Genomic DNA, 25,504 nt, shown 5'->3' on the forward strand with positions numbered 1-25,504 from the left:
TATCGATTTTTACCTCACGCCAGCAGGCACCTGTGGTTTGGTGGTTGCTGGCTTTTTGTCGTCAGTGATCATCGTTTTGAGTACGGCCAGGAAGACGGTGAGTGCGATGATACCACAGATGAGCAGGCCTATTTCGTTAATATCGTCGGGAGGGGCCGAAAATCCGCCCGTGCCAGCTCCCAGGAGCAGAGCCGCAAGCAGTCCACTACAGACACCCCCGGAGAAGATACCACCTCCTAATCCCCAGAGCCAATCTTTAAAAATCTGGGAACCGTCGCGGCTATCCGGGGCTGTATGCTTCCCAAAGAGGGTTCGTAGCAGCGCCCACACAGCCAGCAGCGCCAGCAGTATGCCACACAGAATTTCGAGACCAGCAGAAGCCGTGAAGAAAATTCGCCCACCGGACCAGAAGGTGCTGCTCTGCGGTTCCAGTTGGAGCTGAACCGGTACATTTACATCGTACGTTTTTGTTGAGAACATGAAGCCCCCTGATGGATAAGAGATGGTGCCGCTGAGTGTGCCAGAGATCGTACGCTGTTCTGGACCACCGATTGACGAGGGGACTGTAAAATTGCCACTAACCGTAGCCGTCTCGTCGGTCGCGCTCAATTTAGTGCTAATCGTAGAACCCCAGGTCCGTTCCTTTGGGGCAACGATCGTTAGCGGTGTATTGACGCCATTGAGTGTGAGCTGAATACCATCAGTAGCCCAATAGCCGGCAATAGTGCCGCTGACCTGTATTGCAATCGTAACTGTCTCGCCACGTGCCGCAGTTATCTTGAGCGTTTTGCCGTTTTCTGCGATAAAGGAATAATGATCTGCATAATTGCGCGCGGAAAGAATATATCCGGGTATACCGATGATAAAGACGATCAGTGCGATAAGAAGCAGTATAGTGGATAGCTTCTTCTTAGGGCGAGGTTGACCTGAGGGTACTCCAGATTGCATATTTCTAACTCCTTGATAATGATCTATTCTCCTTCTCTCTTGAGGGTATTGAATGGTTCTGTCTTAACATAGCTGTACTATGTTGTCAACAATATGGTGCCGGTGTGAGGACAAACTGACCCTATTGCGGGAAACAAGAAGATATGTTAGACGTTGGAGTGAGCGTTGGAGCCAGCATTAGAGCCAGTTGCCAGCGTGTAGTAGACGTAGCAGTTACTATCCAAAGGTACTATGACTAGTGGCGGGGGAGTGGCAGACAGGCTCACGCGAGGAAGCATCAGGGGATAGGGCGAAGAGAACAGAGTGGAGATTGTGCCGACCTGGACAAGCGGCCAGAGATTGCGCTGCTGCACTTCTGTCAACGAGTGGCAGAGAGGAGCGGATTGTTGATGTTCGCACCAGCCCTCGCGTGCGCAGGTGGCGGGATTGGTGTATGTCTGACCATTGTAGTAGATGCGAGCGGGAAGCCCACCGGAGCCGGGCAGCGCAAAGCCGAAGCTATTGGCAGCCCAGGGTACGCCCAGATACCAGAGCAGGCCAAGCAGCATCAATAGAGCCGCTATGACAGGGACCGAGTACCAGAAAAGCTTACGGCGATCTTGCATCTTTTTCTCCTTACGTCAGATGACAGACGTAGAACGGCTGTCATATTTTTGCACCCTTGCGTCGCCCGGGGTGCTTGACCTGCCAGCAATACTTATGTTATAATGCATAGAAAATAACATGTCAAAAAGCTGTGATAGGGACAGGTCGAGTAGCTGTTCGGCATCCAGAGAGCGATGCGCTTGCTGTAAGCATCGTTGTTGGCCCTGCTTGATAACACCCTTGAGCTAAACCGGCGAAATTTTGCATATGAGAGAGTAGCTGGTTGTTCGGTTCGCATCCGTTAGCATGCGGCGGTTTATTAGCAAGAATGAACCGACAGAGGCTCCGCAAGGAGCAAATGGTGGTGGTACCACGATTGGCGCAAAGATGAAATTTCGCCCTCGTCCTCCAATATATAGGGGACGAGGGCTTTTTGTATTGTGCGTCAACCAGTCCAGGAAGGAAGAGACGCTATGGATAACGACGGAGACGATAATAATCTGAGGGAAGACATCTGACATCTGCACGACATGTAGTCATGACGGACCTGCCTGGTGTACTTCCTTCTCGCAAACGTGGCAGGTCCGTTTCATATGTTGATAGTCTTACAAGCAGATATCAGGAGAGGATCTTTCTATGGAACGTATTCGTACAACAGCTATTCCAACACATACTGGTGAGCAGGTGCGCATTGCTGGCTGGTTGCATTCGTGGCGTCAGATGGGCGGCATTCACTTTCTTGTTATTCGGGATGGCTGGGGCACCATTCAGGCGGTCGCTGAAACCTCAGAAGAGATCGCCCCACTCGTCGAAAGCGGGGCAACTTTTGAGAGCATTATTGCCGTTGAGGGGCGCGTTGTGAAGGAGGTTCAGGCTCCCGGAGGAGCAGAACTGCACGATTTGCACATTGAGGTGATTACTCCCGTCAGGGAAGCGCCGCCCGTTCCGCTCAACAAGCGCAAACTGACGACTGGCCTCAGCACTTTGCTGGATCACGCGCCGATTACCGACCGCCACCCATCGCGGCGAGCAGTGTTACGGCTGGCGTCCGGCGTGATGAGCGGCTTTCGTCGGGTATTGGACGGGCGCGGCTTTACCGAGATAGCGACGCCCAAGATCGTTGCAGCAGCCACCGAAAGCGGGGCCAACGTCTTCCAACTCGACTACTTCGGGCGTCCAGCGTACCTGGCGCAGAGTCCACAATTTTACAAGCAGATTATGGTCGGAGTGTTTGAGCGTGTCTATGAGGTTGGTCCCGTCTTTCGTGCGGAAGAGCATGATACGGCGCGTCACCTGAACGAGTATGTCAGCCTTGATATGGAGATGGGCTTTATCGAGAACCACTTTACGATTATGGCCGTGTTGCGGGACGTGCTGGCGAGCATCCTTGATACGCTGCACGAGCAGTACGAGGCAGAGTTGGAGTTGCTGCGCGTCGCGATGCCGATTGTGCCAGAGCAGATCCCGCATGTTCATTTTGCGGAGGCGCAGGAGTGGATTTATCGCACACATGGAGTTGATGTGCGCGGCGAGCCGGACCTGTCGCCGCAAGATGAGCGCTGGCTGGGACAATGGGCACAACAGGAATATGGCAGCGATTTCCTGTATGTGACGGGCTATCCTATGCGCAAGCGACCATTTTACACCTATCCTGACCCTGAGCGGCCCGAGTACTCCAACTCGTTCGACCTGCTGTTTCGTGGAACAGAACTGGTCACAGGTGGGCAGCGGCTCCATCGCTATGAGGATTATGTCGCGGCGCTGGAGAAAGCGCATCTGCCAATGGAGCCGTTCGCCTATTACCTGGAAGCTTTTCGCTATGGCATGCCACCACATGGAGGTTTTGCCATTGGCTCCGAGCGCCTGCTGATGCAATTGTTGGGTGTGCCAAACGTACGGTTGACCACTGCATTCCCGCGTGACATTATGCGTCTCGTGCCTTAAAGACAGAGTTTTTGATACAATAAAAAGGAGATAGGAGGAAAGCTTCTATCTCCTTTTTTGCCCATTGGTGTATTACGGGTAATGAGGGTGCATATATGGAAGCATTAAACGGCCTCTGGAGTCCCCGGCTCATTACATTGCAAGAGCAATTGAAGGAGGGCGGCGAGTCAGCCCTGCAAGCTTTCTGGGAGCAAGTTTTCGTGCAGGGAACACCGCTTGTTGAGCAGCCTGATGAGCAGGTTGGCAAAAAAGAGTATCTTGTGACGTTGCTCTGGGGTGATCCTACAGACTGGGAGCCAGGCGAGTTGACCTGTGCGCTGGGAGGCATCTTAAATAGCCGTCGTATGGCTCACCCTCTATTCCATTTGGATGGTAGCGACATCTGGTATAGAACGTACCGTTTGCCTTCTCAGGTGCGAGCTACCTACCACTTTTTCCTTAATGGAGAGCCAGTTTCCGACTATTTGAGTCCGCTTGCTCTATTTGTGCCAGCAGACCCGGTGAGCGTCTATGGTGGGAAGGAGATGCAGCTTGCTATCGTGGAGCTACCAGATGCAACACCGGACGATCGCTGGAGTCTGCGACGGCCTGGGATACCACAAGGCCATCTGCAAACGCAATCTTTTACCAGTGCTATTGTGGGTCACGACTATAGCCTCTCGATCTATACTCCTCCTGGTTATCGCTGCGGTGACGGCGGACCATATCCCCTCCTGCTTTTCTTCGATGAATGGACCTATACGCATGTGATTCCCCTGCAAGTTATACTTGATAATCTGATTGCCGGTGGTGCTATACCGCCACTGGTAGCGGCGCTGTTTGGGCATACACGGCGCGAGGATCGCATGCATGAGATGGGCTTCTACGAGCCATTCTTTACGTGTGTTGGTCAGGAATTGCTGCCCTGGATCTGGGAGCGTTATGCTGTGAGCCGCGATCCGGCACAAACAACGGTTGTCGGGGCAAGTATGGGAGGTATTGCAGCCATGTATAGCGGTTTGCGGTATCCCGAAATATTTGGCAATATCTATAGCCATACCGGTTCATTCCAGGCTGGTCCTCCCACTGAGCGAGCCTATCATCGTTTGGGGCAGGCCTTCAGGCAGCGTTTCGCAACCGCCCAGCGCTTTTATCTCGATGTTGGCATGCTTGAACGCGACGAGATGGGATTTGGCTCGCCCGATGGTGGTCCTAATGCTCTTGAAAGCAACAGAATGATGCGCGATGTGCTGCGTGAGTTGGGGTATGAGGTGCATTATGCCGAGTATCCCGGTGGGCATGATTTATTATGGGGAGCGGCTCCGGTGGCCGATGCGCTGAAAATACTGATCGGGAAGCATGAATAGAGAGCAGAGCATGCTAAAATAATGAGAGAGAACAGATGTGGTCAGATTATAAGGTTTTACCAGTTCGGGAGGAATCTATTGTATGGCTATACAGATTCACGATCTCTCAGCGCAACAACTTGCGGATACAACGTTGCAGAGGCAAATTGGTGAAGTATATCAAGAAGCATTTACGACGCTGAATCTCTATGAGAACGCAGAGAGATTGATGGAAATGTTAGAGGTTCATCGAACTCGCGAAGGATTTCGTTGTCTGGTTGCTCAGGATGATACAACGCAGCAAATTGTCGGTTTTATTTATGGTTTTACATCGCGTCCGGGCTTCTGGTGGTTTGATACCGTCTCGCGTGCATTGAGCAAGCATGCCATCGAGATCTGGTTTACGAATGCCTATGAAGTTGTGGAGTTCGCCGTTGCTCCCGCATGGCATGGACAGGGTATTGGAGGTCGCCTGCATGATGCCTTAATGGATAGTTTGCCTGTCGATACATATAGTACGGCAGTGCTCTCCACCTATCCTGGCGATACTAATGCGATGTATCTCTATCGCAAGCGCGGGTGGGTGCCGCTGCTGCAAGATTTCTACTTCCCCGGTCGCACCAGACCAATGGTCATTATGGGGCTGGACCTCGAAGCACGTGCCCACTAACTCTCAAACTCTTGCAAACAAGGGAAGCCTATGTTATAAATAGAATGAACGTTCGGTCTGGATAAGATTTGTAAAAATAAGTATCTGATTCAGATCATCAGTTATTTTTGTTTACCGCAGACCGAACAATCAATCTATACATGTTGTTGGAAATGCTTGCAATGTCATGGAAAGACGGAGAGATACCTATGATTGAGGTGAGCCAACGTAAACTGGGTGCTTCAGAGTTGGTTGTTCCGGCTCTAGGAATTGGCGTATGGAGTTGGGGCGATAAGCGCTTCTGGGATTATGGTCGCACGCATACACGCGACGATATCGCGCAGACGTATCGTACCTGTCTGGATGCCGGGTTGACCTTTTTTGATACCGCCGAAATGTATGGAGATGGAGAATCGGAGCGCTTACTTGGGGAGTGTCATCGTGAAGATGGTCGTCCTATTACCATTGCCAGCAAGTTTGCGCCACCGCTGACGCCAGTTTCGCTCAAGCGTGCTTCTGCCAGGAGTTTGCTAAAAGCGTTGGATCAGAGTTTGGAACGCCTGGGGATCGAATGTATCGATCTTTATCAAATTCACTTTCCCTCTCCCCTGCTCAAAGTGGATGCGTTGATGGATGTACTGGCAGAGGCGGTACAAGCTGGCAAAGTGCGTGCGGTGGGGGTGAGCAATTACAGTGCAGCAATGATGAGGCAGGCTCACGCACGATTGGCACGTTATAATATCCCTCTGGCCTCCAATCAGATACATTATAGTCTGTTGCATCGCTATCCTGAAACGAATGGAGTGTTGGATGCATGTCGTGAGTTGGAAGTTGCCTTGATCGCATATAGCCCTCTGGAGCAAGGGGTTCTGAGCGGCAAATATCGCTTTGGGAGAGCCTCGTTGCCAGCTTCACGACGCTTACTTGCTTCTATGGGTATGAGAATAGATCCGTTTGGAGATACCAAAGGTGTGCTGCCAGTATCCCGACGCTTACTGGATGGTCCTCGTACTCTGCGACCGGAGAAGTTGGAGCCGTTGTTTGTTGTGTTGGAGCAGATTGCACTGACGAACGGCAAGACGACCGCGCAGGTAGCACTGAACTGGCTGATACATCAGGATGCCCATATCATTCCTATTCCCGGGGCCAAGAACGTGCGCCAGGCAAGCGAAAATGCTGGAGCGCTTGGTTGGCATCTGACCGAAGAAGAGCAGGATAAGATTAGCAAGGCAGAGGTTGCGACCCGTTAAGCGAAAAAAGGATCATGCTCGACAGAAACGAGCATGATCCTTTTTTGTTTGTGATGGTTACATCATTCCGCCCATGCCACCCATGCCGCCGGGCATGCCGCCAGCGGGAGCTGCGGGAGCCTCTTCGGGGATATCGGTGATCAGGGTATCGGTCGAAAGCACCATGCTCGCGATGCTTACTGCGTTTTGCAGAGCGGAGCGGGTCACTTTGACGGGATCGATGATGCCAGCCTGGAACATATCAACGTACTCGCTGGTCAGAGCATTGAAGCCATAGCCGGAGTTGCTGCGGCGCACGCCTTCAACGATCACGGAGCCATCTTTACCCGCGTTGATAGCGATCTGGCGCAGAGGCTCTTCCAGAGCGCGGCGCAGGATGCTGACACCCGTTGCCTCGTCGCCCGAAGCTACCTGTACGTTATCCAGGGAGGAGATCGCAGCGACCAGAGCCGAGCCACCGCCGGGGATGATGCCCTCTTCGATAGCGGCGCGGGTGGCTGAGAGCGCATCCTCTACGCGATGCTTTTTCTCTTTCAGCTCGACCTCGGTTGCGGCACCAACTTTGATGACGCCAACGCCACCGGCAAGTTTCGCCAGGCGCTCCTGGAGCTTCTCGCGGTCGTAGTCGCTGGTGGTATCGACGATCAGAGCACGGATCTGAGCGATGCGAGCCTGGATATCGTCGGTGGAACCAGCACCTTCAACGATGGTGGTGAATTCTTTGTTGGCGGTCACGGTGCGAGCACGGCCAAGATCCTCCAACTGGGTGTTTTCCAGCTTGAGACCTTTTTTCTCAGTGATGACCTGAGCGCCAGTCAGAATAGCGATATCTTCTAACATGGCATCGCGGCGGTCGCCAAAGCCAGGAGCCTTGACACCAAGCACATTGAAGGCACCACGCATTTTGTTGACAACCAGAGTTGCCAGCGCCTCGCCATCGATATCCTCAGCGATAATTACCAGATCTTTGCGGCCACTCTGCAAGACGCGCTCAAGCAGAGGCAGGATATCAACAATTGCGCTGATCTTTTTGTCGGTCACGAGGATGAAGGGATCAGAGAGTTCGGCCTCGGTGTGGTCCTGGTTGGTTGCCATGTAAGGGGAGATAAAGCCGCGATCAAACTGCATACCTTCGGTATACTCGCGCTCAGTGGTGATGCCGCGACCCTCTTCAACGGTGATAACACCGTCTTTGCCGACCTTCTCCATAACCTCGGCGATCAGGTTGCCGATTTCGGGATCAGCAGCGGAGATGGAGGCGACCTGAGCAATCTGCTCGCGGGTCTCGACCGGCTTGCTCATGCTCTTGATCTGAGCGATGGCAGCTTCGGTTGCCAGGTCCAGGCCACGACGCAGGATCATGGGATTGGCACCGGCAGCCAGATTTTTCAAGCCTTCGGTAACGATCGCGTGAGCCAACACGGTTGCGGTAGTAGTGCCGTCACCAGCGATATCGTTGGTTTTGGTTGCGGCCTCTTTGAGCAGTTGAGCGCCCATATTTTCAAAAGGATCGGGCAGCTCAACATCGCGGGCGATGGTCACGCCGTCATTGGTAATCGTAGGGGAACCGAATTTCTTGTCCAGTACCACGTTGCGGCCCTTTGGACCAAGTGTTACTCGCACAGAATTAGCAAGCACATCAATACCCTTTTTCAGGGAGTTGCGTGCCTTTTCGTCAAACTGCAAACGTTTTGCCACGAAAAATCACTCCTATGTTTCAGTTCTAAAAAGCAATTCTTGCATCAAACATGGACAACCACACGGGGATTGCCACGAATTCATTCTACTACTGGTCTGTTACTAGTTGATGCTCAGAAAGGCTATTCAATGATACCCAGAATGTCGCTTTCGCGCAGGATCAAATATTCTTCGCCGTCGAGCTTGACCTCTGTACCAGCATATTTGGCAAAGAGAACTTTCTGTCCAACCTGGACCTCCAGGGTGGTGCGCTTGCCATTATCCAGAACCTTGCCGGAGCCAGCGGCGACGACTTCGCCCTCTTGCGGCTTCTCTTTGGCTGTATCTGGCAGAACAATGCCGCTCTTCGTGACGGCTTCACGGGCGATAGCTTTGACAACGACGCGGTCGCCCAGTGGTTGAATTTTGACACTCACTGTTGACATACTCCGTTCCTCCCTAATTTGTGCTCTATTTTCAAGAGGCTAACTGGATGTGCCACCAAATTAGCACTCTAAACATGAGAGTGCGAACCGGCTATTATAATACACCATCCAATGGAGATGTGCAAGAGTCGGAGGGGAAATTTTATGAATTGATTCACGAAACTTCTATGGTCTCAATACCATCGAAAAATTACAGACCTCTCCGTTCTTTTTAGCAAGAGAAGAGACAACGGTAGAGGCTATTCAAGCCGCTTATAGGGATATTTGTTAATCTCTTCACTTCTTCACTGTGAGATGCTATACTGCTTGTAGCATGAATTCATATCATACTCTCTCATGCTGATTGTTTGTGATCTTATGTATCTCCTAAAATAATCAAAATGTGTATACAAGGCGTAAGATGGCTGCGTCATGGCAGAGCGTTTAATGGTATAATTTGCGCATGAAGGAAAACGCGGTCTTATGAAAGAACAACAGGGTATCGTCTCTGAGGGACAGAATTTGCGCCACTTCGGGAATTATGATCTGGTCCGTCGTATCGATATGGGCGGGATGGGTGAGGTCTATCTGGCGCGGCAGCGAACAGCTTTTGGACGCGAGGTAGCGGTAAAAATTATTCGCTCCGATCTCGTTCACGACATCACAGCACGTAAGCGTTTTTTACGAGAGGCCGAAGTCAGCGCGCATATCAAACATGAGCATATTCTGCCATTGGTGGAGTTTGGTGAGGAGCAGGGGCGTCTTTTCCTGGTGACTCCATATATTGAGGGAGGCACGCTGGCCCGTCGTCTTCAGGATGGTCCTCTCTCTCTTTCCGATGTTTCGCATGTCTTCACGGCGCTGGTGCAGGCCGTTGCTTATATTCATCGACGTGGAGTGATCCATCGCGATCTCAAGCCCAGTAATATCATGCTCGATCAAGAAGAGGGTGGCGATGAGATTTATGTGCGCCTGATCGATTTTGGTATTGCCTCGATCCAGGGCACCGCTGCCAGTCCTCCATTGACGGAAGCCGGAACTGAGATCGGAACGGTTGTCTACATGGCACCCGAACGTCTCAATGGGATTGCTGCGCCCAGTAACGATATCTATTCGCTGGGTGTGATCCTCTATCAGATGCTTGTGGGACAACTGCCTCGCAAAGGGGAAGAGGTGCGCCTGCCGCTGCAACTGGAAGGAATTATTCGTCGCTGCACGGCGGTTCAGGTCGAGCAGCGTTTTGCCACTGCCGATGATCTGTTGCGGGCGTTCAGACAGGCCTGTGAGGTGCTCGACGCTCCCTCACAAAAGCAGACTGCCGCGCAATTCGTCGCCCAGGCAGTCGTGCAGCAGGTCGCCCAGCCAGTTGTGGCTGAAGCTGCTGAAGTGAGCGATAAAAGCGACGCGCCCACTCTGCGCCGTTCTCCAACGAATCGTCTGCTCGATTATGCTGCGTCTGAAGGGAACAGCAATCCACGAGCGGAGGTGGTGTTGCCACAATCATCTACGAACAAAACATTTAATGATGATGATTACAACGCCCCTACTGCATCGGTCGATCCATCTGCATTCGCGACCGGAAAATCTCAGCGATTGGCTCGCGACGCTGTCTATCCACACTCTCCCGCAAGATCTCAGCAGCGACGTTCAAAGCGTTCTCTGCTGGCGTTAGTCCCGATCTCGATTGTTATTGTGGCGCTGTTAATTGCGGCAACGGCGCTCTTTGCGTTCCAGACAGCCGTGACTGGTCGCGTGACGGTGACGCCGCAGGTCAAGGCGGTGAGCAAAGTGTTGACCGTGACCGCCAGAACGGATATTACGAGCGTCGATCCAAATACCTCCTCTATTCCTCTGAGTAAGCTTTCGTTGACCAGGCAAGGATCAAAGACTGGTCCAACGACGGGAAGCGATCTGGTGTGTGCCATTTTCCTTCCCCCCTCGAAATGCTCGAAAGTCGTGTCGAACGAGGATGTGTACAAAGTCGGAGTTGAGTTAAAGCAGGATCTCAAGACGCAGCTAAAGCAAGATCTCAACAGTCAGTTGCACGCGAAGAATGCCACCGCGCTTGGCGATCCAACATTTACCGATGTGCCTAACTCGTTCTCATACAACCCATCGGTCAATAGTAAAGCGGATAGCGTTACCGTCAATCTGACCGAGCAGGGAACGGCGAACTATTATAGCACGAATGATATACAGGTGCTGGCTCGTCAGTTGTTGACGCAGCAAGCCGGGGCAAAATACGAACTAATTAATACCTCTACGCAGGTTGGCACGGCGGTTGTGAAGAGTATCGATCCTACCAGTGGAGCGCTGACGCTGTCTGTGCCGGCGGCTGGTGTGGCGAAATATCAGCTAACGGCCTCGGACCTGCAAAATATTCAGGAGCGTGTCAGGGGCATGAAGCTCAAGGATGCCCGCGCCTTTATTGAGAAGCAGACGGGTATTGATCCGAAATCGCTCGTGGTGTCCGTCACTGTTGGTGATAGCATGCCGGGCGACGTGCGACAGATCAAGGTAACACAGGTTGAGCCAACGAATATGCCAACAGTGCAGTTACCAAAGGCATGATGAGGTTATTCGAGATCGTTGGCAGCCTCTTCACGCAGCTCCTCCCAGAGTTTTTTGACGGTGCGTGAAGTTACGTCGTAGCCAAAGCCGCGTCGTTGCAGGAATGAACCCAGACGGCGATAGAAGGTCGCGTAATCCAGGTCGGGTTGATGCAGCAGCGACGTAGCTTTTTTGCGTGCGGCACGCTCGGCTCGCTCCTCATCCTGCTCATCGTCAACGATCTCATCCACAATCTCGCGCTGCACACCCTTCTGGCGCAGTTCGCTTTTGAGCGCGTGCGAGCCTTTGGGATTGAACTGTTCACGCGTCTCGACCCAGAAGCTTGCGAAGGTGCGATCATTGATCAGATCCAGGTGGTCCAGACGAGCGAGGACCGTTTCGATCATCTCTGGTGGAGTCTCTTTGCGCCGGAGATAATTGCGCACCTCCTGACGACTGCGTGGCCGGAACGAGAGATAGTTCAGGACGCGATCAATGGTTTGCTGCAAGCTTTCTTCGTGGCGTAGATGCTCCAGCTGTTCTTCTGTCAACTCCTGCCCGACCCGCAAGCCCATTTGCAGCACGATCAGCGCGTTAGCGCCCATCAAGAAGCGTCCATCGGCGAAAATATTGACGCGTTCGGTATTGGTGGCCTGTGTTTGTAGTGAAGTAATACGCATGAGAACACTATATCATAAAACTATCAGGAGCAAAATCTTCTTTTTGAGCATTCTTTTTGGTGGCAGGGATTGCGGTAATGTGTCGTCTGATGGATGAGTTTTGGAGGGAAATTTTCATGAATAGGGAGGAAAGGGAACCTTACAAACGTTTGGTAGGCTGGGAGCAAGTAGTAATTCATTCAACCGATGGGGTCGAATGAAGGAACTACCCGAAGTTATGGAAGCAACACAACTTCGCTTTCTATTTGTTCTTCTGCAATAGCGTCCGGTAGCATCTCGATCAAAGGAACGTCTTTTTTCTCGACGAGGCGATTGTTTTCATCGACAAAAGCGATCTGCGGTGTGAGTGAGCGGATCTCTTCTTCTGTGTATTGAGCGTAGCTGATGATGATAACAAGATCGCCCTCGGAGGTCAGGCGAGCGGCGGCACCGTTGAGGCAGATGACGCCGGAGCCGCGTGCGCCAGCGATGGTGTAGGTTTCCAGACGTGAACCATTGTTGATATTGACTACCTGAACCTTCTCATAAGGGTAAATGTTCGCGGCGTCCAGCAAATCCTGATCGATGGTGATGCTGCCAATATAGTTCAAATTGGCCTGAGTGACGGTGGCACGATGAATTTTCCCTTTGCACATGGTACGGAGCATATGCTGATGGTTCCTTTCCTTGCTGTATGTAATCAATTTGGCGAAGAGATATTTCCCCCTTCATGTATGTAACGACTGGTAAGGGAGTTTGGAAACAACCTGGCCGTAATTGGGAAACAGGCTGTGAGATATTACCTATCTAAGTGTTCTTCTCGGGGGACGTGAGCGCTGCCAGCAGGCCACGTGCGTAGGCTTCCGGGACGCTCTGGGCATCGTACATGCCGTCGCCCATCATCAGACGGTAGCGGCACTTCCAGCGGCGCGCGGGCCAATCGGCGAGCCGGATCAGCGTATAGGTGGGAACTCGAGCTTCGAGGGCTTCACGCAGGGCAACCTCACTAAAGTCGGTGATGTTATGGTGAGCGAGTTGGGTCTGTAACGTCTCTGGTAGCATAGTGGGAAAGTTCCTGTATTCGATGACGACCGAAGGGGTCAGATTGGCGCTTCTCGCAGGATGGTGGCGGCCTCTTCTGGCGTCAATTGTTCAAAGTCGGTGCGTGGCAGTGAGCGTGGGACGATGGCGAACGGACCAGTCCAACGTTTTGCCTGCTCTTCCAACCAGTTGAGCATTTCAAAAGATTTTTGGCGCGACTGCTCGACGATAGAGTAACGCTGTGCTGCCCGCTGAAAGACATCCTGGTCTTTGGTATAGACGCTGTAATCTTCACGAACGACGACATCAATATAGAGATCTGTGTAGATCATTTCGGCTGCTGTGTTGGTGTAGTCGGAATAGGGCAGGACGACATCACAATAGCCACTCAGAAAGTTGCCGCTGAGATCGTAGCCGATATGGATGGTGTACCAGGCGTCGGGCCAGAAGTAGCTTAACTGATGTTTTTGCGAGATCCAGGTTCCGGGCCGCCAATCCATCTGGGTGCCAGCGGGCGTCCAGATCACGAAATGCTCGTCGCTGACTGGCAGGTGGTAGCCGTGCCAGCTGGCCCATTGACTGCCATCTACCAGCACTTTCCGAATGGTTGTGTCAAATAACATAGCTGTTCCCCTTCTTTGCGAACAGTGAGCGAAGGTGTAAGCATAGTATAGCCAACGAACGCGGCCATAGACAAGCAGCTACAGCGACCACAATTTGGCATTGCTAAATGCGCTCTGTCCTGGGCCTTTAAAGTTTACCGCAAATAAACCAATCTGCCCACAATTGGAGGCGGTGTCGGTAACGCTTTTGACGAAGTGCGAATTGATGTAAAAAGTAATTTTGCTGCCTTGCGCAACAATGGTGAGCAGATTGGTAGTATTTTGCCCCTGTTGAAATGCGTCGCTGCTCCCGTTAGTGACAGTTGCAAGACCATTGACAAGATCATAGCCGCCATCGGGACCGACGCGAAGGCGATATTCCTGATTGGCATGGCGGAAAATCAAGCCACCGCCACCGTCGCCATTAAGTATTGTCATCTCAACTTGATAGGCGAGGTTACAGATATTGGTCTTTGTGGCAAGGCATCGGGAGAAAAAGCCTGCTGTGGAGCTGATAGTATAGAGGCCGTTGGCAAAAACGCAGCTGCCATTGCTATCCCAGGCCCGTGCGCTCTGTGATGCGAGGGAATCGCTAAAAGTTGGGGTCATGCCGGTAATGGCGCTATACAACTGTTCTGGCGTGGTTGCCTGAGCAACTGCTGTGCGCTGGGCCACAACCGTTTGCGTTGCCCTTGCTATGCTGGTTGCCTGAGCGTTGGCCGTTGGCGTGGCCTTCTGGAACACCGTTCTACTCAGGAGCGCCGGTTGAGTATCAAGTAATATCGCACCTGCCATCAATATCAGAAACAGAGGAACAACAATAGCTAGCAACTTCCAGGGCTGTTTAGGACGTTTCGGCGGTCCCATAGGTGCCGGTGGCGTTGATGGGGGGAAAGATCCTGGCTGGTGCGCCGATATAGGGGAATAGCTGGATGGAGTCATGGTTGGGCGAGATGATGAGGGAGTCCGGGAAACAGCCATTTCTGTTGCTGCATTGGCTATCTCGTATTGGTTGTTGTTTACCTGTTGCTCTGGCGGTGTTTTTATGGTGAGTGGATCGCTGGCGATGGTATTTGCTCCGAGCGGTTGCCAGTTGAAGGAGACCTTTTCCTGGTATGCCTGTTCGAGCGCATAGGCGAAGTCCTGTATGCTTGGAAAGCGGTCGTGCGGCTCTTTCGATAAAGCTTTGAAGATGACATTTTCGATGCCGGGAGTAATTTCGGGAAAGTGACCGTAGAGGGGAGATGGTGTTCTGACCATATGCTGGCTGATAACCTCAGCAAACGTTCCCTGGAAGGGGCGCGATCCGGTAATCCACTCGTAGACGACGACGGCAAGAGAATACTGATCGCTGGCCGGGCGCGGCAAGCCCTGGAGCTGCTCTGGAGCAATATAGGGAAGCGTACCCGCCAGTTCTACGATTGTCTGGGACTCGGTGCTGTGCGCGATCGCAGCAACGCCGAAATCGCTGAGCAAAATATTGCCGCGCTGATCGATGAGCATATTTTCAGGCTTGATATCGCGATGCACCAATTTCTGGTCGTGAGCATATTGAAGCGCATCGGCGATCTGGTGGACATACGAAATAATAGAGGCGAGCGGGACTTGAGAGCCTTTGGGATGACGATGACGGAGGGTGCCACCTGGTGCATAGTCCATGACCAGAAATGGCGTCATATTGGCAACATCGAAGTCAAAAACACGTATGATATGCGGATGGGAAAGCCGTGCAATCCGCCGTGCCTCCTGATGAAATACATCTACTTCTTCGCTTGTGAGCTTGGTACGTAGGATTTTAATCGCGACCAGCGTTCCTAGATGCAAATGTTCCCCCAGATATACATCGGCAAAGCCTCCTACACCCAGCAAGCGTTGCAACCGATATTTGCCCAATTGTTGCCCTACGGCATTGGCTTTTTGCTCATTCATGTGTGGATACTCCCATATTGTACATGCGCCTGCGAGATCGTTGTGAGGTTTTCTCTTGTGCCTCGCATACAGATATAAACCATTGAGGATCGTCAAATGTTGCTCTTGTGTACTTTTTGATTATAGAAGAGCGGAGTCAGGTGCGCTATGAAACAGTAAACATTTCTTAATAACCGGTATAACCTGACTCGTTGTGGTTGGCTTGCAATGCCATTATAGCGGATAATCGTTGCATTTGCTACGTTTGCCAGATGCTTCGATGATTTGAGCATCATTTTCATGTGTTTTACTCAGATCAGTGGCAGGAATATGGGGTGATATAATAGCAAAGGTAAAACCATGCTCGAAGAGGAGATTCGCTTTTATGACCAATACTGTCGATGAGACCCGCATTGAACGCGACTCTATGGGCGAGATGCGGGTTCCCATAAATGCCTATTATGGTGCCAGCACCCAGCGCGCTGTGCTTAATTTCCCGATCAGCGACCTGCGTTTCCCGCGTGAGTTTATTCGGGCTCTCGGTCAGATCAAGCAGGCGGCGGCGCAGACTAACGTGGAACTTGGCACCGTCGATCCTCAGATTGCCAACGCGATAGTGCAGGCAGCGCAGGAGGTCATCGAGGGTAAGCTGGATGACCATTTCGTGCTGGATATTTTTCAGACCGGTTCGGGCACTTCGACCAATATGAACGCAAATGAGGTCATCGCCAATCGTGCCAGCGAACTGCTAGGAGGTTCACGAGGTTCGCGCAAAGTACACCCTAACGACCACGTGAACTTCGGCCAGTCTTCGAACGATGTTATTCCCACCGCTATCCATCTCTCCGCGCTGCTCAGCATTGAATACGATCTGATCCCGGCGCTTCAGAGCTTGCAACAGGCGCTCCATGAGAAGGCCGATGCGTTTATGCCTATCGTCAAGACGGGACGCACGCATTTACAGGATGCGACCCCTGTACGGTTGGGACAGGAGTTTCTTGGTTATACTGGACAGGTCGAGCGGGGGATTGCGCGGATGCGTCATGCGCGGGGAGAACTGGCGGAAGTTGCGCTGGGCGGAACTGCAGTGGGAACGGGCGTCAATACGCATCCTGAGTTTGCTGCGCGTGTATGTCGTCGTCTCTCGGAGATGAACGGCGTTGAGGTACGTGAGACGAGCAATCATTTCCAGGCTCAGAGTACGCTGGATAATATCGTGGAGGCCAGTGGAGCGCTAAATACGCTGGCGGTAAGCCTGATGAAAGTTGCCAATGATATTCGCTGGCTTGGCTCGGGTCCACGCGCCGGTATTGGCGAGATTGAGTTGCCTGCGGTGCAGCCGGGCAGCTCGATTATGCCTGGCAAGGTCAATCCGGTAATTGCCGAGTCGGTCTGTATGGTCTGCGCTCAGGTGATAGGCAACCACACAACGATTACCGTCGCGGGACAGTCGGGCAATTTTGAAATCAACGTGATGATGCCCGTTGCTGCTTACAACCTCTTGCAATCGATTCGCTTGCTGGCGGCCTCAGCTCGTAACTTTACCGAGCAGTGCATTAAGGGCTTGCAGGCGACCAGTAAGGGGCCGGAGATGGTCGAGCGGGGTCTGGCGATCTGCACATCGCTGGCTCCAGTGATCGGATATGATGCCGCCGCCGCTATCTCAAAGGAGGCGCATAAGACTGGCAAGACGATTCGCGAGATTGCACGTGAGAAGACCAGTTTGAGCGAGGAAGAACTGGATCGTATCCTCGATCCAGCCAGCATGACGAAGCCTGGTCTGGAGGGTGGCCCTGCGGGAGGCTAGATATGGTAGTAAACAGGGAGCAAGAGACCAACTCTTGCTCCCTGTTCAGGTATGTGAGTATCTGAAGTGCTTACGAGCCAAATAACCCGCCCAGGTTGCCAAGATTACCCAGGCCGCCAATCATACTTTTAATCTCTTCGGGAGAGTTAAACTGTTTCTCGGGAAGATTGTTAAGCAGACCGACAATTTGTGGGCTGAGGTTAAACTTTTCGACCAACTGGATGAGCTGCTGCTTGCCAACAGGATACTGCAACATGCCGAGCGCCTGATCGAGCATCTGTGGATTAATATTCATCAAGTACCTCTCTTTTCCAATCGTGGACGACGTTGTTTGCAGGTTTGAAAACCTACACCTAGTATACTCGTTATTGTGAGATCTCTGGTTTCATTTCGCTTAAACTGAAGTGTAATAAATAAATTTTGCTTTATTGAGTGCTGATCAACACCTGATAGTAAGCTGGTTGAAAATAGGTACATCTCCCTATAGGAGTTTGCCAATCAATGAGGGTATACTGTAAGCACGTATTATGTGTGTTACATAGAACATTGCCTGATTGTTGGTGTAGACTAAAATAGTGCATGGGATACAGGTACTTGTACCTGGTTATGTGTAGATTGAGATGTGAAAAAGAGTCAACAGACTTTACCGTTGTATCATTTCTCGCTCATGGAAGGGAGCAATACATGACCTACCAATATGCTTTTCATGTGGAAGATGTTACCTGTGAGAAATGTGATGCACGCATCAAAGACGCTCTGATCGCTCTTCCCGGCATTCAGGCTATTGATTATGTACGGACGCCAGAAAATGAGGCACGGGTACATTGCGTGTCAACCGAAGCGCTCTCTTCTCTACAGATTGAAGAAAGCATCGCGCAAAAATCAGCCGGTACTACACATCAGTATCGGGTACGCTGGGATCACGCGTAGGAGGGATTTTGGCGTCAACGGGTGCAACAAACGAAGCCAGGGATGCCGTTACATTGGATGAGGAGCAGACGAGAGAGCACTGGGGGCTGATCATCTATCCCTGGATGCTGGTTGTGCTGGCATGGGGAAGCATTTTGCTTGCCTTTGCCACAGGTCAGAGCTTCTTGATCGATCACGATTATTTGCTCCGAACAAGCCATCTTTCCTGGCCCATCGCTTTCATCGTATTCTTCTTTTCCTGGCAGGTGATGACTGTTGCGATGATGCTACCTTCAGCACTTTCAACTATCACTCTCGTCGGGAGGATGAGTCGTAGCGCGGGACCATTCTGGCTTGTGCAGGGAATATTCATTCTTGGCTACACCTTCGTCTGGTCGCTTTTTGCCTGTATCGCTTTCCTCAGCGATACCCTTGTTCATCAGCTTGTAGACCATTGGCCCTGGCTTTATACCCATTCGTGGTTTGTTGGGGCAACAGTATTGGTGATTGCTGGTGGTTTCCAGTTCAGTGCATGGAAACGTTCTTGCTTACGACGCTGTGGTCGCGAGGGGATAGATCGCAGTGCTCTGTCAGACACAGGGATGATCTGGCGTCTGGGACTGCGATATGGGATATTTTGCTTGGGAGCCTGTTGGGCCATTATGCTGGTTATGTTTGGCATTGGGATGAAGAGCTTGCTCTGGATGGTGCTGCTGGCAAGTATTGTGTTGGTGGAGAAGGAGATCCCGGGTGGACAACGCTTCACAATGGCCATCGGGGTGGGGTTTCTCGTCCTGGCCCTGCTCTGGTTGCTGTTTCCTCTAGTGAGGTGATACTCTTTCTCAATCGGGCAATTCAATACGAAAACAAACAATCACAGAGGAACAAATCTCCGTGATTGTTTGTTTATCCATGCACTTTCTTGCGTAGAGAGAGAGGGTATAAGTTACAGGGCTGGACGGGCAGAGCGGAATTGAAATGCTCGAATAATCAGCATAATGCCAAATATAATGGCATAAATGCCGATGAATAAGGCGATAGTCAACAGGCCGACTCCTGGCCGGGCAAGTAATAAAATGCCGAGCGCTATAGAGAGGATACCAGCTATGCCAATTGCCCATTCCTGTCCAGGCGTGCCGTGTCCGCTAAAGGCTTCAACAATCTCGAAAATGCCTGTAATGATGGCCCAGACAGCGATGAGCGTGAGGAGCACAATAGCGGTGATGCCTGGCCATACAAAGGTGGCGATGCCTATGAGAATGCCAACAATGCCCTCCAGCAGCAATACCCACCAGCGTCTCAGTGAGTTACGCTCTTGCAGCGAGACGATGATGGCGATGATGCCATCAACCAGTGCATAGGCACCAAAAATGGCGACCAGTACCAGAATAGTCAGGCCCGGCCAGGCCAGCGCCGCTACCCCAAAGATGACAGCGATCAGCCCGCGCAGTGCAAGCACCCACCAGTTGCGTTGCATGAGATATTGATTGGTTAACATGTGATATTTTCCCTCCGGTTTTCAGGTTTTCTCTGCTACCAGATTCGCTCTACGAGAAACATAATAGTAGCAACTGATATGCTACATGTAGCCAGCATGCCCCCTCTATTTACTTCACGTCTGTTTAGAGCATAAAGATACTCATGGGATGGTATTAGAGCAGGATATGGATGAATTTTTCGGAATTTTATAAAATTTTAAAAATTGGTTAAAAACCTATTGACATGGCGCGGAGTCTGTGGCATAATCACCAAGCGGTCGGGGGAAACGAGAAAAAAACTTCTCGGATCAAGAACTCAACCGATATCCAACTGAACGGTTGGATGCACGGCATACAAGTAAATGCCATGTCGAACCTTGACAACTGAAGAGTGGAAAACAGAACAAACAGCAAACTGTTTTAAGGTTTTAAAAACAGTTCCTGTCAAATAAGAGTTTCTGCGAACAACAGCCAAGTAATTGTAACTTGAGCTGGATCGCAACTTGACATGCCTTTGCCCATCGTCCGAGCGATGATGGTCATGATAAAGAAATTGGATGGCGAGTTTGATCCTGGCTCAGGATAAACGCTGGCGGCGTGCCTAACACATGCAAGTCGAACGCCCTTAGCAATAAGGGAGTGGCGGACGGGTGAGGAACACGTGGGTTATCTACCTCCGGGTGAGGAATACCGGCGAGAAATCGCCGACAATACCGCATATCCTTCGCAAGAAGGAAAGCTCCTTCGGGGGCGCCGGGAGATGAGCCTGCGGCTGATTAGCTAGCTGGTGGGGTAAAGGCCTACCAGGGCGACGATCAGTAGCTGGTCTGAGAGGACGATCAGCCACACTGGGATTGAGAACGGCCCAGACTCCTACGGGGGCAGCAGTGAGGAATTTTCGGCAATGGGGGCAACCCTGACCGAGCAACGCCGCGTGCAGGATGACGGCCTTCGGGTTGTAAACTGCTTTTCTTTGGGACGAGTAAGGACGGTACCAGAGGAACAAGCCCCGGCTAACTACGTGCCAGCAGCCGCGGTAATACGTAGGGGGCAAGCGTTGTCCGGAGTTACTGGGCGTAAAGCGCACGCAGGCGGTCTCTTAAGTTTGGAGTGACAGTTGGTGGCTTAACTGCCAAAGTGCTTTGAAAACTGAGAGACTTGAGGGCTTCAGAGGGACACGGAATTCCGGGTGGAGTGGTGAAATGCGTAGAGATCCGGAGGAACACCGAAGGCGAAGGCAGTGTCCTGGGGAGTACCTGACGCTCAGGTGCGAAAGCCAGGGGAGCGAACGGGATTAGATACCCCGGTAGTCCTGGCCGTAAACGATGACCACTAGATGTGTGGGGTATCGACCCCCTACGTGTCGTAAGCAAACGCGATAAGTGGTCCGCCTGGGGAGTACGGTCGCAAGATTAAAACTCAAAGGAATTGACGGGGACCCGCACAAGCAGCGGAGCGTGTGGTTTAATTCGATGCAACGCGAAGAACCTTACCAGGATTTGACATGCTTGCGCACCGCCCGTAACGGGGCGTGCCCGCAAGGGACGCAAGCACAGGTGCTGCATGGCTGTCGTCAGCTCGTGTCGTGAGATGTTGGGTTAAGTCCCGCAACGAGCGCAACCCCTGTCGTTAGTTGGATTTCTCTAGCGAAACTGCCACTCTCAAAGTGGAGGAAGGTGGGGATGACGTCAAGTCAGCACGGCCCTTACATCCTGGGCGACACACACGCTACAATGGCCGGGACAACGAGTCGCCAACCCGCGAGGGGGAGCCAATCTCAGCAAACCCGGTCTCAGTTCAGATTGTAGGCTGCAACCCGCCTACATGAAGTTGGAGTTGCTAGTAACCGTGAGTCAGCACATCACGGTGAATACGTTCCCGGGTCTTGTACACACCGCCCGTCACACCACGAAAGTCGGCAACACCTGAAGCCGCCAGGCTAACCCCTTGTGGGAGGCAGGCGTCGAGGGTGGGGTCGGTGATTGGGGTGAAGTCGTAACAAGGTAGCCGTACCGGAAGGTGCGGCTGGATCACCTCCTTTCTAGGGAGCACTGATGAGGCGAGCTTCTTCAAGAAGTTCATCCAGTCCTCATCGACTTCCAGGTCGGTCAGGAACTGCACTTTGAAGCATATGCTGCTGTTTTCCACTCTCCAGTTGCCGGGGACCACCGACAATCAGTACATGAACAACTGAATCAGTATTCTTACTTCAATTTTGCCGAAGAGCAAGAGTGAAGCAGAGGGAAAGCAAGTTTTATTAGAGAACAAGCTACACAGAGGACAGGGTGGATGCCTTGGCGCTTTGGACCGAAGAAGGACGCGGAGACCGGCGAAACGTTCCGGGGGAGCTGCATGCAAGCGTTGATCCCGGAGAGTCCGAATGGGGCAACCCCTCCAGAGTGATGTCTGGAGACCCACATCTGAATCCATAGGATGTGAGGAGGTCAGTGGGCGAACTGAAACATCTCAGTAGCCCGAGGAAGAGAAATCAACCGAGATGCCCGGAGTAGTGGCGAGCGAAACGGGAGCAGCCCAAACCGTTCCTTCGCAAGAAGGGGCGGGGTTGTAGGACCGACAACAAGCAAGTTTGGTGTACTTGAACAGGCTGGAACGCCTGACCAGAGCGGGTGAGAGTCCCGTAGAGCAAGCACTGAGCAAGCGGGTCGGGATCCTGAGTACCACGAGACACGTGCAATCTTGTGGGAAGCTGGGGGGACCACCCTCCAAGGCTACCTATCCAAAGCGACCGATAGTGAACCAGTACCGTGAGGGAAAGGTGAAAAGCACCCCGAGAGGGGGATGAAAGAGTCCCTGAAACCCTGTCCTTACCAGCAGTCAGAGGTCACTGTACTCTTGGAGTACTTAGGACTAATGGCGTGCCTTTTGTAGAATGATCCGGCGAGTGCATCGGCGTCGCCTGGTTAACTCTCGCTAAAGAGAGGGAGCCATAGGGCAACCGAGTGTGAAGAGCGCGTCTGTGGCGTCGATGCGACCCGAAACCGTGTGAGCTACCCATGAGCAGAGTGAAGCGAAGGTGAAACTTCGTCGAGGCTCGCACCCACCAGTGTTGCAAAACTGGGGGAGGACTTGTGGGTAGGGGTGAAATGCCAATCGAACACGGAGATAGCTGGTTCTCCCCGAAATGTATTGAGGTACAGCCACCAGAGAGCATCTGTTGGAGGTAGAGCACTGTTTGGGCTAGGGGCTAAGTGCTAGTTACCAACCCCAGGCAAACTGCGAATGCCAACAGCATAGACTGGTGAGTGAGACGGCGGGGGCTAAGCTTCGTCGTCAAAAGGGAAACAGCCCGGACCACCGGCTAAGGTCTCCAACTCAATGCTCAGTGTCAAAGGCAGTCTCTGCGCAATAACAGCCAGGATGTTGGCTTAGAAGCAGCCACCATTGAAAGAGTGCGTAATAGCTCACTGGTCGAGTGCAGAGGCACCGACAACGTAGCGAGGCTCAAGCATTGGACCGACGCCGTGGATTATCACCTTCGTGGTGATAATGGTAGGGGAGCGTTCTGCGTGCCGAGAAGCCAGATCGTGAGGACTGGTGGAGCGCGCAGAAGTGAGAATGCCGGAATGAGTAGCGTAATGTCTGTGTGAATCAGACACACCGAAAGCCTGAGGGTTCCTGGGCACCGTTGGTCGTCCCAGGGTCAGTCGGGTCCTAAGCCGAGGACGTCAAAGTCGTAGGCGATGGCAAGCAGGTAGGATATTCCTGCACCGGAGACGGTCGTTATGAGAGAAGGGGGGACGCGGTAGGGAAGGTGATCCCAGCAAGTGGACAGGCTGGGTGCCTTGTCTGAAGCGCGTGATCGAGGCAAATCCCGATCACACATCGCGTGACAGCAGGGCCGAGTCCGCGCAAGCGGGCGGTAGTCATCGGTCCCCAGGCCGCCAAGAAAAGCCTCTATCCAGAACGTTCTCCGCCCGTACCGCATACCGACACAGGTAGGCAAAGAGGAATCTCTTCAGGTGAACGAGCGACCCTCTGTTAAGGAACTCGGCAATTTGACCCCGTACCTTTGGAAGAAGGGGGGCCTTAGTAACTTCTGGGTTTATCCCGGGGGTGAGGAGGCGGCACAGAATAGGCCCAACCGACTGTTTACCAAAAACACAGGTCTCTGCCAACACGAAAGTGGATGTATAGGGGCTGACTCCTGCCCAGTGCCGGAAGGTTACGAGGAGCGGTGTGCGTAGCTGCGAATCTAAGCCCCGGTGAACGGCGGCCGTAACTATAACGGTCCTAAGGTAGCGAAATTCCTTGTCGGGTAAGTTCCGACCCGCACGAAAGGAGTAACGAGTTGGGCGCTGTCTCAACAGAGGACTCGGCGAAATTGAAGTACCCGTGAAGATACGGGTTTCCCACGACAGGACAAAAAGACCCCGTGGAGCTTTACTACAGTTTGGCCTGGATACGAGATATGGCGTGCGTAGGATAGGTGGGAGCCGGAGAGACCAGCCTTGTGGGGTTGGAGGAGGCAGCAGTGAAATACCACTCTCGTGATGTGTTGTATCTCATCTTTACCCGTGATCCGGGAAGGAGACAGGGCCAGATGGGTAGTTTGACTGGGGCGGTCGCCTCCCAAAGAGTAACGGAGGCGCTCAAAGGTTCTCTCAGGGTGGATGGACATCACCCGGACAGAGTGCAAAGGCACAAGAGAGCTTGACTGCAAGACGGACAGGTCGAGCAGGGACGAAAGTCGGACTTAGTGATCCCACTAACCCGCGTGGAAGGTTGGTGGCTCAACGGATAAAAGCTACCCCGGGGATAACAGGCTGATCTTGCCCAAGAGTTCACATCGACGGCAAGGTTTGGCACCTCGATGTCGGCTCGTCGCATCCTGGGGCTGGAGTCGGTCCCAAGGGTTGGGCTGTTCGCCCATGAAAGCGGCACGCGAGCTGGGTTCAGAACGTCGCGAGACAGTTCGGTCTCTATCCGTCGTGGGCGTAGGAAGAGTGAGGGCAGTCATCTTCAGTACGAGAGGACCGAGATGGCTTGACCGCTGGTGTGCCAGTTGGGGGGCCTCCCCCACCGCTGGATAGCTATGTCAAGAAGGGATAAGCGCTGAAGGCATCTAAGCGCGAAGCCGCATCCAAGACGACTCTTCCCATCTCTTCGTGAGATCAAGATCCCAGAAAGAACATCTGGTCGATAGGCTGTCTGTGGACACCTGGTAACAGGCGCAGCCAAGCAGCACTAATGATCGTACGGCTTGTTTCACTTGTCTCTGCTTCCTCTGGCTCTCGGCAAAATTGAGGTAAGAATACTGAATGTAGTTGGATCAAAGAAACCGACACCATTGTTTAGAAATAGCGTCAATGGATGTCGTTTTTTTGTGCCCTTTTTAGGAGAATGTTGAAAACCTGGCTGTTTTTGTGGATAAGTATATAATAATTGTGGAAAACTTGGAGATTTACCTCTCTTTCCGATAGGCTCATCCTGGAAGTTGCACTACATAAGGATGCGATTAATCACCTTTTTGAGAATCTTCCCTCAATCCCTCCGAACTAAATGCGACTCTGGACTTAGCGAATATAGAGAAAGACGCAAATTGGATATATAGCCAATTTCGGGTCATTACGGGCTAGAGTGTCGTCAGGCGATATAGAATGCGCGAGCATCTCTTCTGAGATGACATCAGGATGAATGGGACGATGACGAAGAGTGCCTTTGATGATTAGCGAGGCGCTGGATAAGCAATATATCCAGCGCCTCGCTTGTTTTAACTTTCCGTATAA

19 protein-coding genes and 2 rRNA genes are annotated in these 25,504 nt (G+C 52.3%); 10 read left to right on the forward strand and 11 right to left on the reverse strand.

All coding sequences use genetic code 11. From position 1 onward, the window contains the following. Positions 1–9 precede the first annotated feature (9 nt). Positions 10–948 carry a hypothetical protein gene (locus tag K3T83_RS18535; protein ID WP_220204442.1) on the reverse strand — a complete coding sequence of 313 codons (939 nt, stop codon included), beginning with the start codon at positions 946–948 and terminating at the stop codon, positions 10–12. Positions 949–1,094: 146 nt separating this feature from the next. After that, positions 1,095–1,553 (reverse strand): hypothetical protein, encoded by a 459-nt coding sequence (locus tag K3T83_RS18540; RefSeq protein ID WP_220204443.1) that lies wholly within the window; start codon positions 1,551–1,553, stop codon positions 1,095–1,097. A 616-nt stretch (positions 1,554–2,169) separates the two neighbouring features. On the opposite strand from K3T83_RS18540, the gene aspS reads away from it, so the two are divergent. The 4 genes from aspS to K3T83_RS18560 all read left to right on the forward strand — a co-directional run bounded on the left by aspS (position 2,170) and on the right by K3T83_RS18560 (position 6,701). After that, positions 2,170–3,477 (forward strand): aspartate--tRNA(Asn) ligase, encoded by a 1,308-nt coding sequence (gene aspS / locus K3T83_RS18545; protein WP_220204444.1) that lies wholly within the window; start codon positions 2,170–2,172, stop codon positions 3,475–3,477. A gap of 95 nt (positions 3,478–3,572) precedes the next feature. Further along, positions 3,573–4,823, forward strand: coding sequence for an alpha/beta hydrolase (locus K3T83_RS18550; protein WP_220204445.1), 1,251 nt, complete (start codon positions 3,573–3,575; stop codon positions 4,821–4,823). Between the two features lie 82 nt (positions 4,824–4,905). Continuing rightward, the gene (locus tag K3T83_RS18555; protein ID WP_220204446.1) at positions 4,906–5,472 is read left to right on the forward strand and encodes a GNAT family N-acetyltransferase; all 567 of its coding nucleotides are present in this window, start codon (positions 4,906–4,908) and stop codon (positions 5,470–5,472) included. 188 nt (positions 5,473–5,660) lie between these two features. Continuing rightward, the gene (locus tag K3T83_RS18560) at positions 5,661–6,701 is read left to right on the forward strand and encodes an aldo/keto reductase (protein ID WP_220204447.1); all 1,041 of its coding nucleotides are present in this window, start codon (positions 5,661–5,663) and stop codon (positions 6,699–6,701) included. Positions 6,702–6,758: 57 nt separating this feature from the next. Here the strand turns inward: K3T83_RS18560 and groL are convergent, their stop codons facing one another. Together groL and groES are read right to left on the reverse strand one after the other, a co-directional pair. Further along, positions 6,759–8,399 (reverse strand): chaperonin GroEL, encoded by a 1,641-nt coding sequence (groL, locus tag K3T83_RS18565; protein ID WP_220204448.1) that lies wholly within the window; start codon positions 8,397–8,399, stop codon positions 6,759–6,761. Between the two features lie 122 nt (positions 8,400–8,521). Then, positions 8,522–8,824 carry a co-chaperone GroES gene (groES, locus tag K3T83_RS18570; RefSeq protein ID WP_220204449.1) on the reverse strand — a complete coding sequence of 101 codons (303 nt, stop codon included), beginning with the start codon at positions 8,822–8,824 and terminating at the stop codon, positions 8,522–8,524. A 462-nt stretch (positions 8,825–9,286) separates the two neighbouring features. On the opposite strand from groES, the gene K3T83_RS18575 reads away from it, so the two are divergent. Next, the gene (locus tag K3T83_RS18575) at positions 9,287–11,374 is read left to right on the forward strand and encodes a serine/threonine protein kinase (RefSeq protein ID WP_220204450.1); all 2,088 of its coding nucleotides are present in this window, start codon (positions 9,287–9,289) and stop codon (positions 11,372–11,374) included. A 5-nt stretch (positions 11,375–11,379) separates the two neighbouring features. Here the strand turns inward: K3T83_RS18575 and K3T83_RS18580 are convergent, their stop codons facing one another. The 5 genes from K3T83_RS18580 to K3T83_RS18600 form a co-directional block, all read right to left on the reverse strand. Next, entirely contained in the window at positions 11,380–12,033 is a 654-nt protein-coding gene (locus tag K3T83_RS18580) for a RecX family transcriptional regulator (RefSeq protein WP_220204451.1), read from the reverse strand. A 215-nt stretch (positions 12,034–12,248) separates the two neighbouring features. Then, positions 12,249–12,680, reverse strand: a complete 432-nt coding sequence (panD, locus tag K3T83_RS18585) for an aspartate 1-decarboxylase (RefSeq protein ID WP_220204452.1) — start codon at positions 12,678–12,680, stop codon at positions 12,249–12,251. 139 nt (positions 12,681–12,819) lie between these two features. After that, positions 12,820–13,074, reverse strand: coding sequence for a hypothetical protein (locus K3T83_RS18590; RefSeq protein ID WP_220204453.1), 255 nt, complete (start codon positions 13,072–13,074; stop codon positions 12,820–12,822). Between the two features lie 38 nt (positions 13,075–13,112). Then, positions 13,113–13,676 (reverse strand): DUF402 domain-containing protein, encoded by a 564-nt coding sequence (locus K3T83_RS18595; RefSeq protein WP_220204454.1) that lies wholly within the window; start codon positions 13,674–13,676, stop codon positions 13,113–13,115. 78 nt (positions 13,677–13,754) lie between these two features. Further along, positions 13,755–15,584, reverse strand: a complete 1,830-nt coding sequence (locus tag K3T83_RS18600; protein WP_220204455.1) for a serine/threonine protein kinase — start codon at positions 15,582–15,584, stop codon at positions 13,755–13,757. A gap of 364 nt (positions 15,585–15,948) precedes the next feature. Between K3T83_RS18600 and K3T83_RS18605 the strand changes: the two genes are divergently transcribed. After that, positions 15,949–17,370 (forward strand): class II fumarate hydratase, encoded by a 1,422-nt coding sequence (locus K3T83_RS18605; RefSeq protein WP_220204456.1) that lies wholly within the window; start codon positions 15,949–15,951, stop codon positions 17,368–17,370. Positions 17,371–17,440: 70 nt separating this feature from the next. On the opposite strand, the gene K3T83_RS18610 is transcribed toward K3T83_RS18605, so the two are convergent. Further along, positions 17,441–17,665 (reverse strand): DUF2795 domain-containing protein, encoded by a 225-nt coding sequence (locus K3T83_RS18610; RefSeq protein ID WP_220204457.1) that lies wholly within the window; start codon positions 17,663–17,665, stop codon positions 17,441–17,443. 389 nt (positions 17,666–18,054) lie between these two features. On the opposite strand from K3T83_RS18610, the gene K3T83_RS18615 reads away from it, so the two are divergent. Next, a complete protein-coding gene (locus tag K3T83_RS18615; protein WP_220204458.1) occupies positions 18,055–18,300 on the forward strand; it encodes a cation transporter in 246 nt (81 codons plus the stop codon). Positions 18,301–18,308: 8 nt separating this feature from the next. Beyond that, positions 18,309–19,112, forward strand: a complete 804-nt coding sequence (locus K3T83_RS18620) for a DUF2182 domain-containing protein (RefSeq protein WP_220204459.1) — start codon at positions 18,309–18,311, stop codon at positions 19,110–19,112. A 113-nt stretch (positions 19,113–19,225) separates the two neighbouring features. Here the strand turns inward: K3T83_RS18620 and K3T83_RS18625 are convergent, their stop codons facing one another. Further along, positions 19,226–19,777, reverse strand: a complete 552-nt coding sequence (locus K3T83_RS18625; protein WP_220204460.1) for an HdeD family acid-resistance protein — start codon at positions 19,775–19,777, stop codon at positions 19,226–19,228. A gap of 534 nt (positions 19,778–20,311) precedes the next feature. Here K3T83_RS18625 and K3T83_RS18630 point away from each other — a divergent pair. Next, positions 20,312–21,798, forward strand: a 16S ribosomal RNA gene (locus tag K3T83_RS18630). Positions 21,799–22,019: 221 nt separating this feature from the next. Beyond that, positions 22,020–24,986 (forward strand): 23S ribosomal RNA (locus K3T83_RS18635). Together the 16S and 23S rRNA genes form the textbook arrangement of a ribosomal RNA operon. Positions 24,987–25,504 lie beyond the last annotated feature (518 nt).

This window comes from Reticulibacter mediterranei, assembly GCF_016587455.1.

Bases quoted from the DNA above. Each gene is read 5' to 3' on its own strand.
- K3T83_RS18535 (WP_220204442.1), bottom strand. From the start codon at position 948: ATGCAATCTGGAGTACCCTCAGGTCAACCTCGCCCTAAGAAGAAGCTA.
- K3T83_RS18540 (WP_220204443.1), bottom strand. From the start codon at position 1,553: ATGCAAGATCGCCGTAAGCTTTTCTGGTACTCGGTCCCTGTCATAGCG.
- aspS (WP_220204444.1), top strand. From the start codon at position 2,170: ATGGAACGTATTCGTACAACAGCTATTCCAACACATACTGGTGAGCAG.
- K3T83_RS18550 (WP_220204445.1), top strand. From the start codon at position 3,573: ATGGAAGCATTAAACGGCCTCTGGAGTCCCCGGCTCATTACATTGCAA.
- K3T83_RS18555 (WP_220204446.1), top strand. From the start codon at position 4,906: ATGGCTATACAGATTCACGATCTCTCAGCGCAACAACTTGCGGATACA.
- K3T83_RS18560 (WP_220204447.1), top strand. From the start codon at position 5,661: ATGATTGAGGTGAGCCAACGTAAACTGGGTGCTTCAGAGTTGGTTGTT.
- groES (WP_220204449.1), bottom strand. From the start codon at position 8,824: ATGTCAACAGTGAGTGTCAAAATTCAACCACTGGGCGACCGCGTCGTT.
- K3T83_RS18575 (WP_220204450.1), top strand. From the start codon at position 9,287: ATGAAAGAACAACAGGGTATCGTCTCTGAGGGACAGAATTTGCGCCAC.
- K3T83_RS18580 (WP_220204451.1), bottom strand. From the start codon at position 12,033: ATGCGTATTACTTCACTACAAACACAGGCCACCAATACCGAACGCGTC.
- panD (WP_220204452.1), bottom strand. From the start codon at position 12,680: ATGCTCCGTACCATGTGCAAAGGGAAAATTCATCGTGCCACCGTCACT.
- K3T83_RS18590 (WP_220204453.1), bottom strand. From the start codon at position 13,074: ATGCTACCAGAGACGTTACAGACCCAACTCGCTCACCATAACATCACC.
- K3T83_RS18595 (WP_220204454.1), bottom strand. From the start codon at position 13,676: ATGTTATTTGACACAACCATTCGGAAAGTGCTGGTAGATGGCAGTCAA.
- K3T83_RS18600 (WP_220204455.1), bottom strand. From the start codon at position 15,584: ATGAATGAGCAAAAAGCCAATGCCGTAGGGCAACAATTGGGCAAATAT.
- K3T83_RS18605 (WP_220204456.1), top strand. From the start codon at position 15,949: ATGACCAATACTGTCGATGAGACCCGCATTGAACGCGACTCTATGGGC.
- K3T83_RS18610 (WP_220204457.1), bottom strand. From the start codon at position 17,665: ATGAATATTAATCCACAGATGCTCGATCAGGCGCTCGGCATGTTGCAG.
- K3T83_RS18615 (WP_220204458.1), top strand. From the start codon at position 18,055: ATGACCTACCAATATGCTTTTCATGTGGAAGATGTTACCTGTGAGAAA.
- K3T83_RS18625 (WP_220204460.1), bottom strand. From the start codon at position 19,777: ATGTTAACCAATCAATATCTCATGCAACGCAACTGGTGGGTGCTTGCA.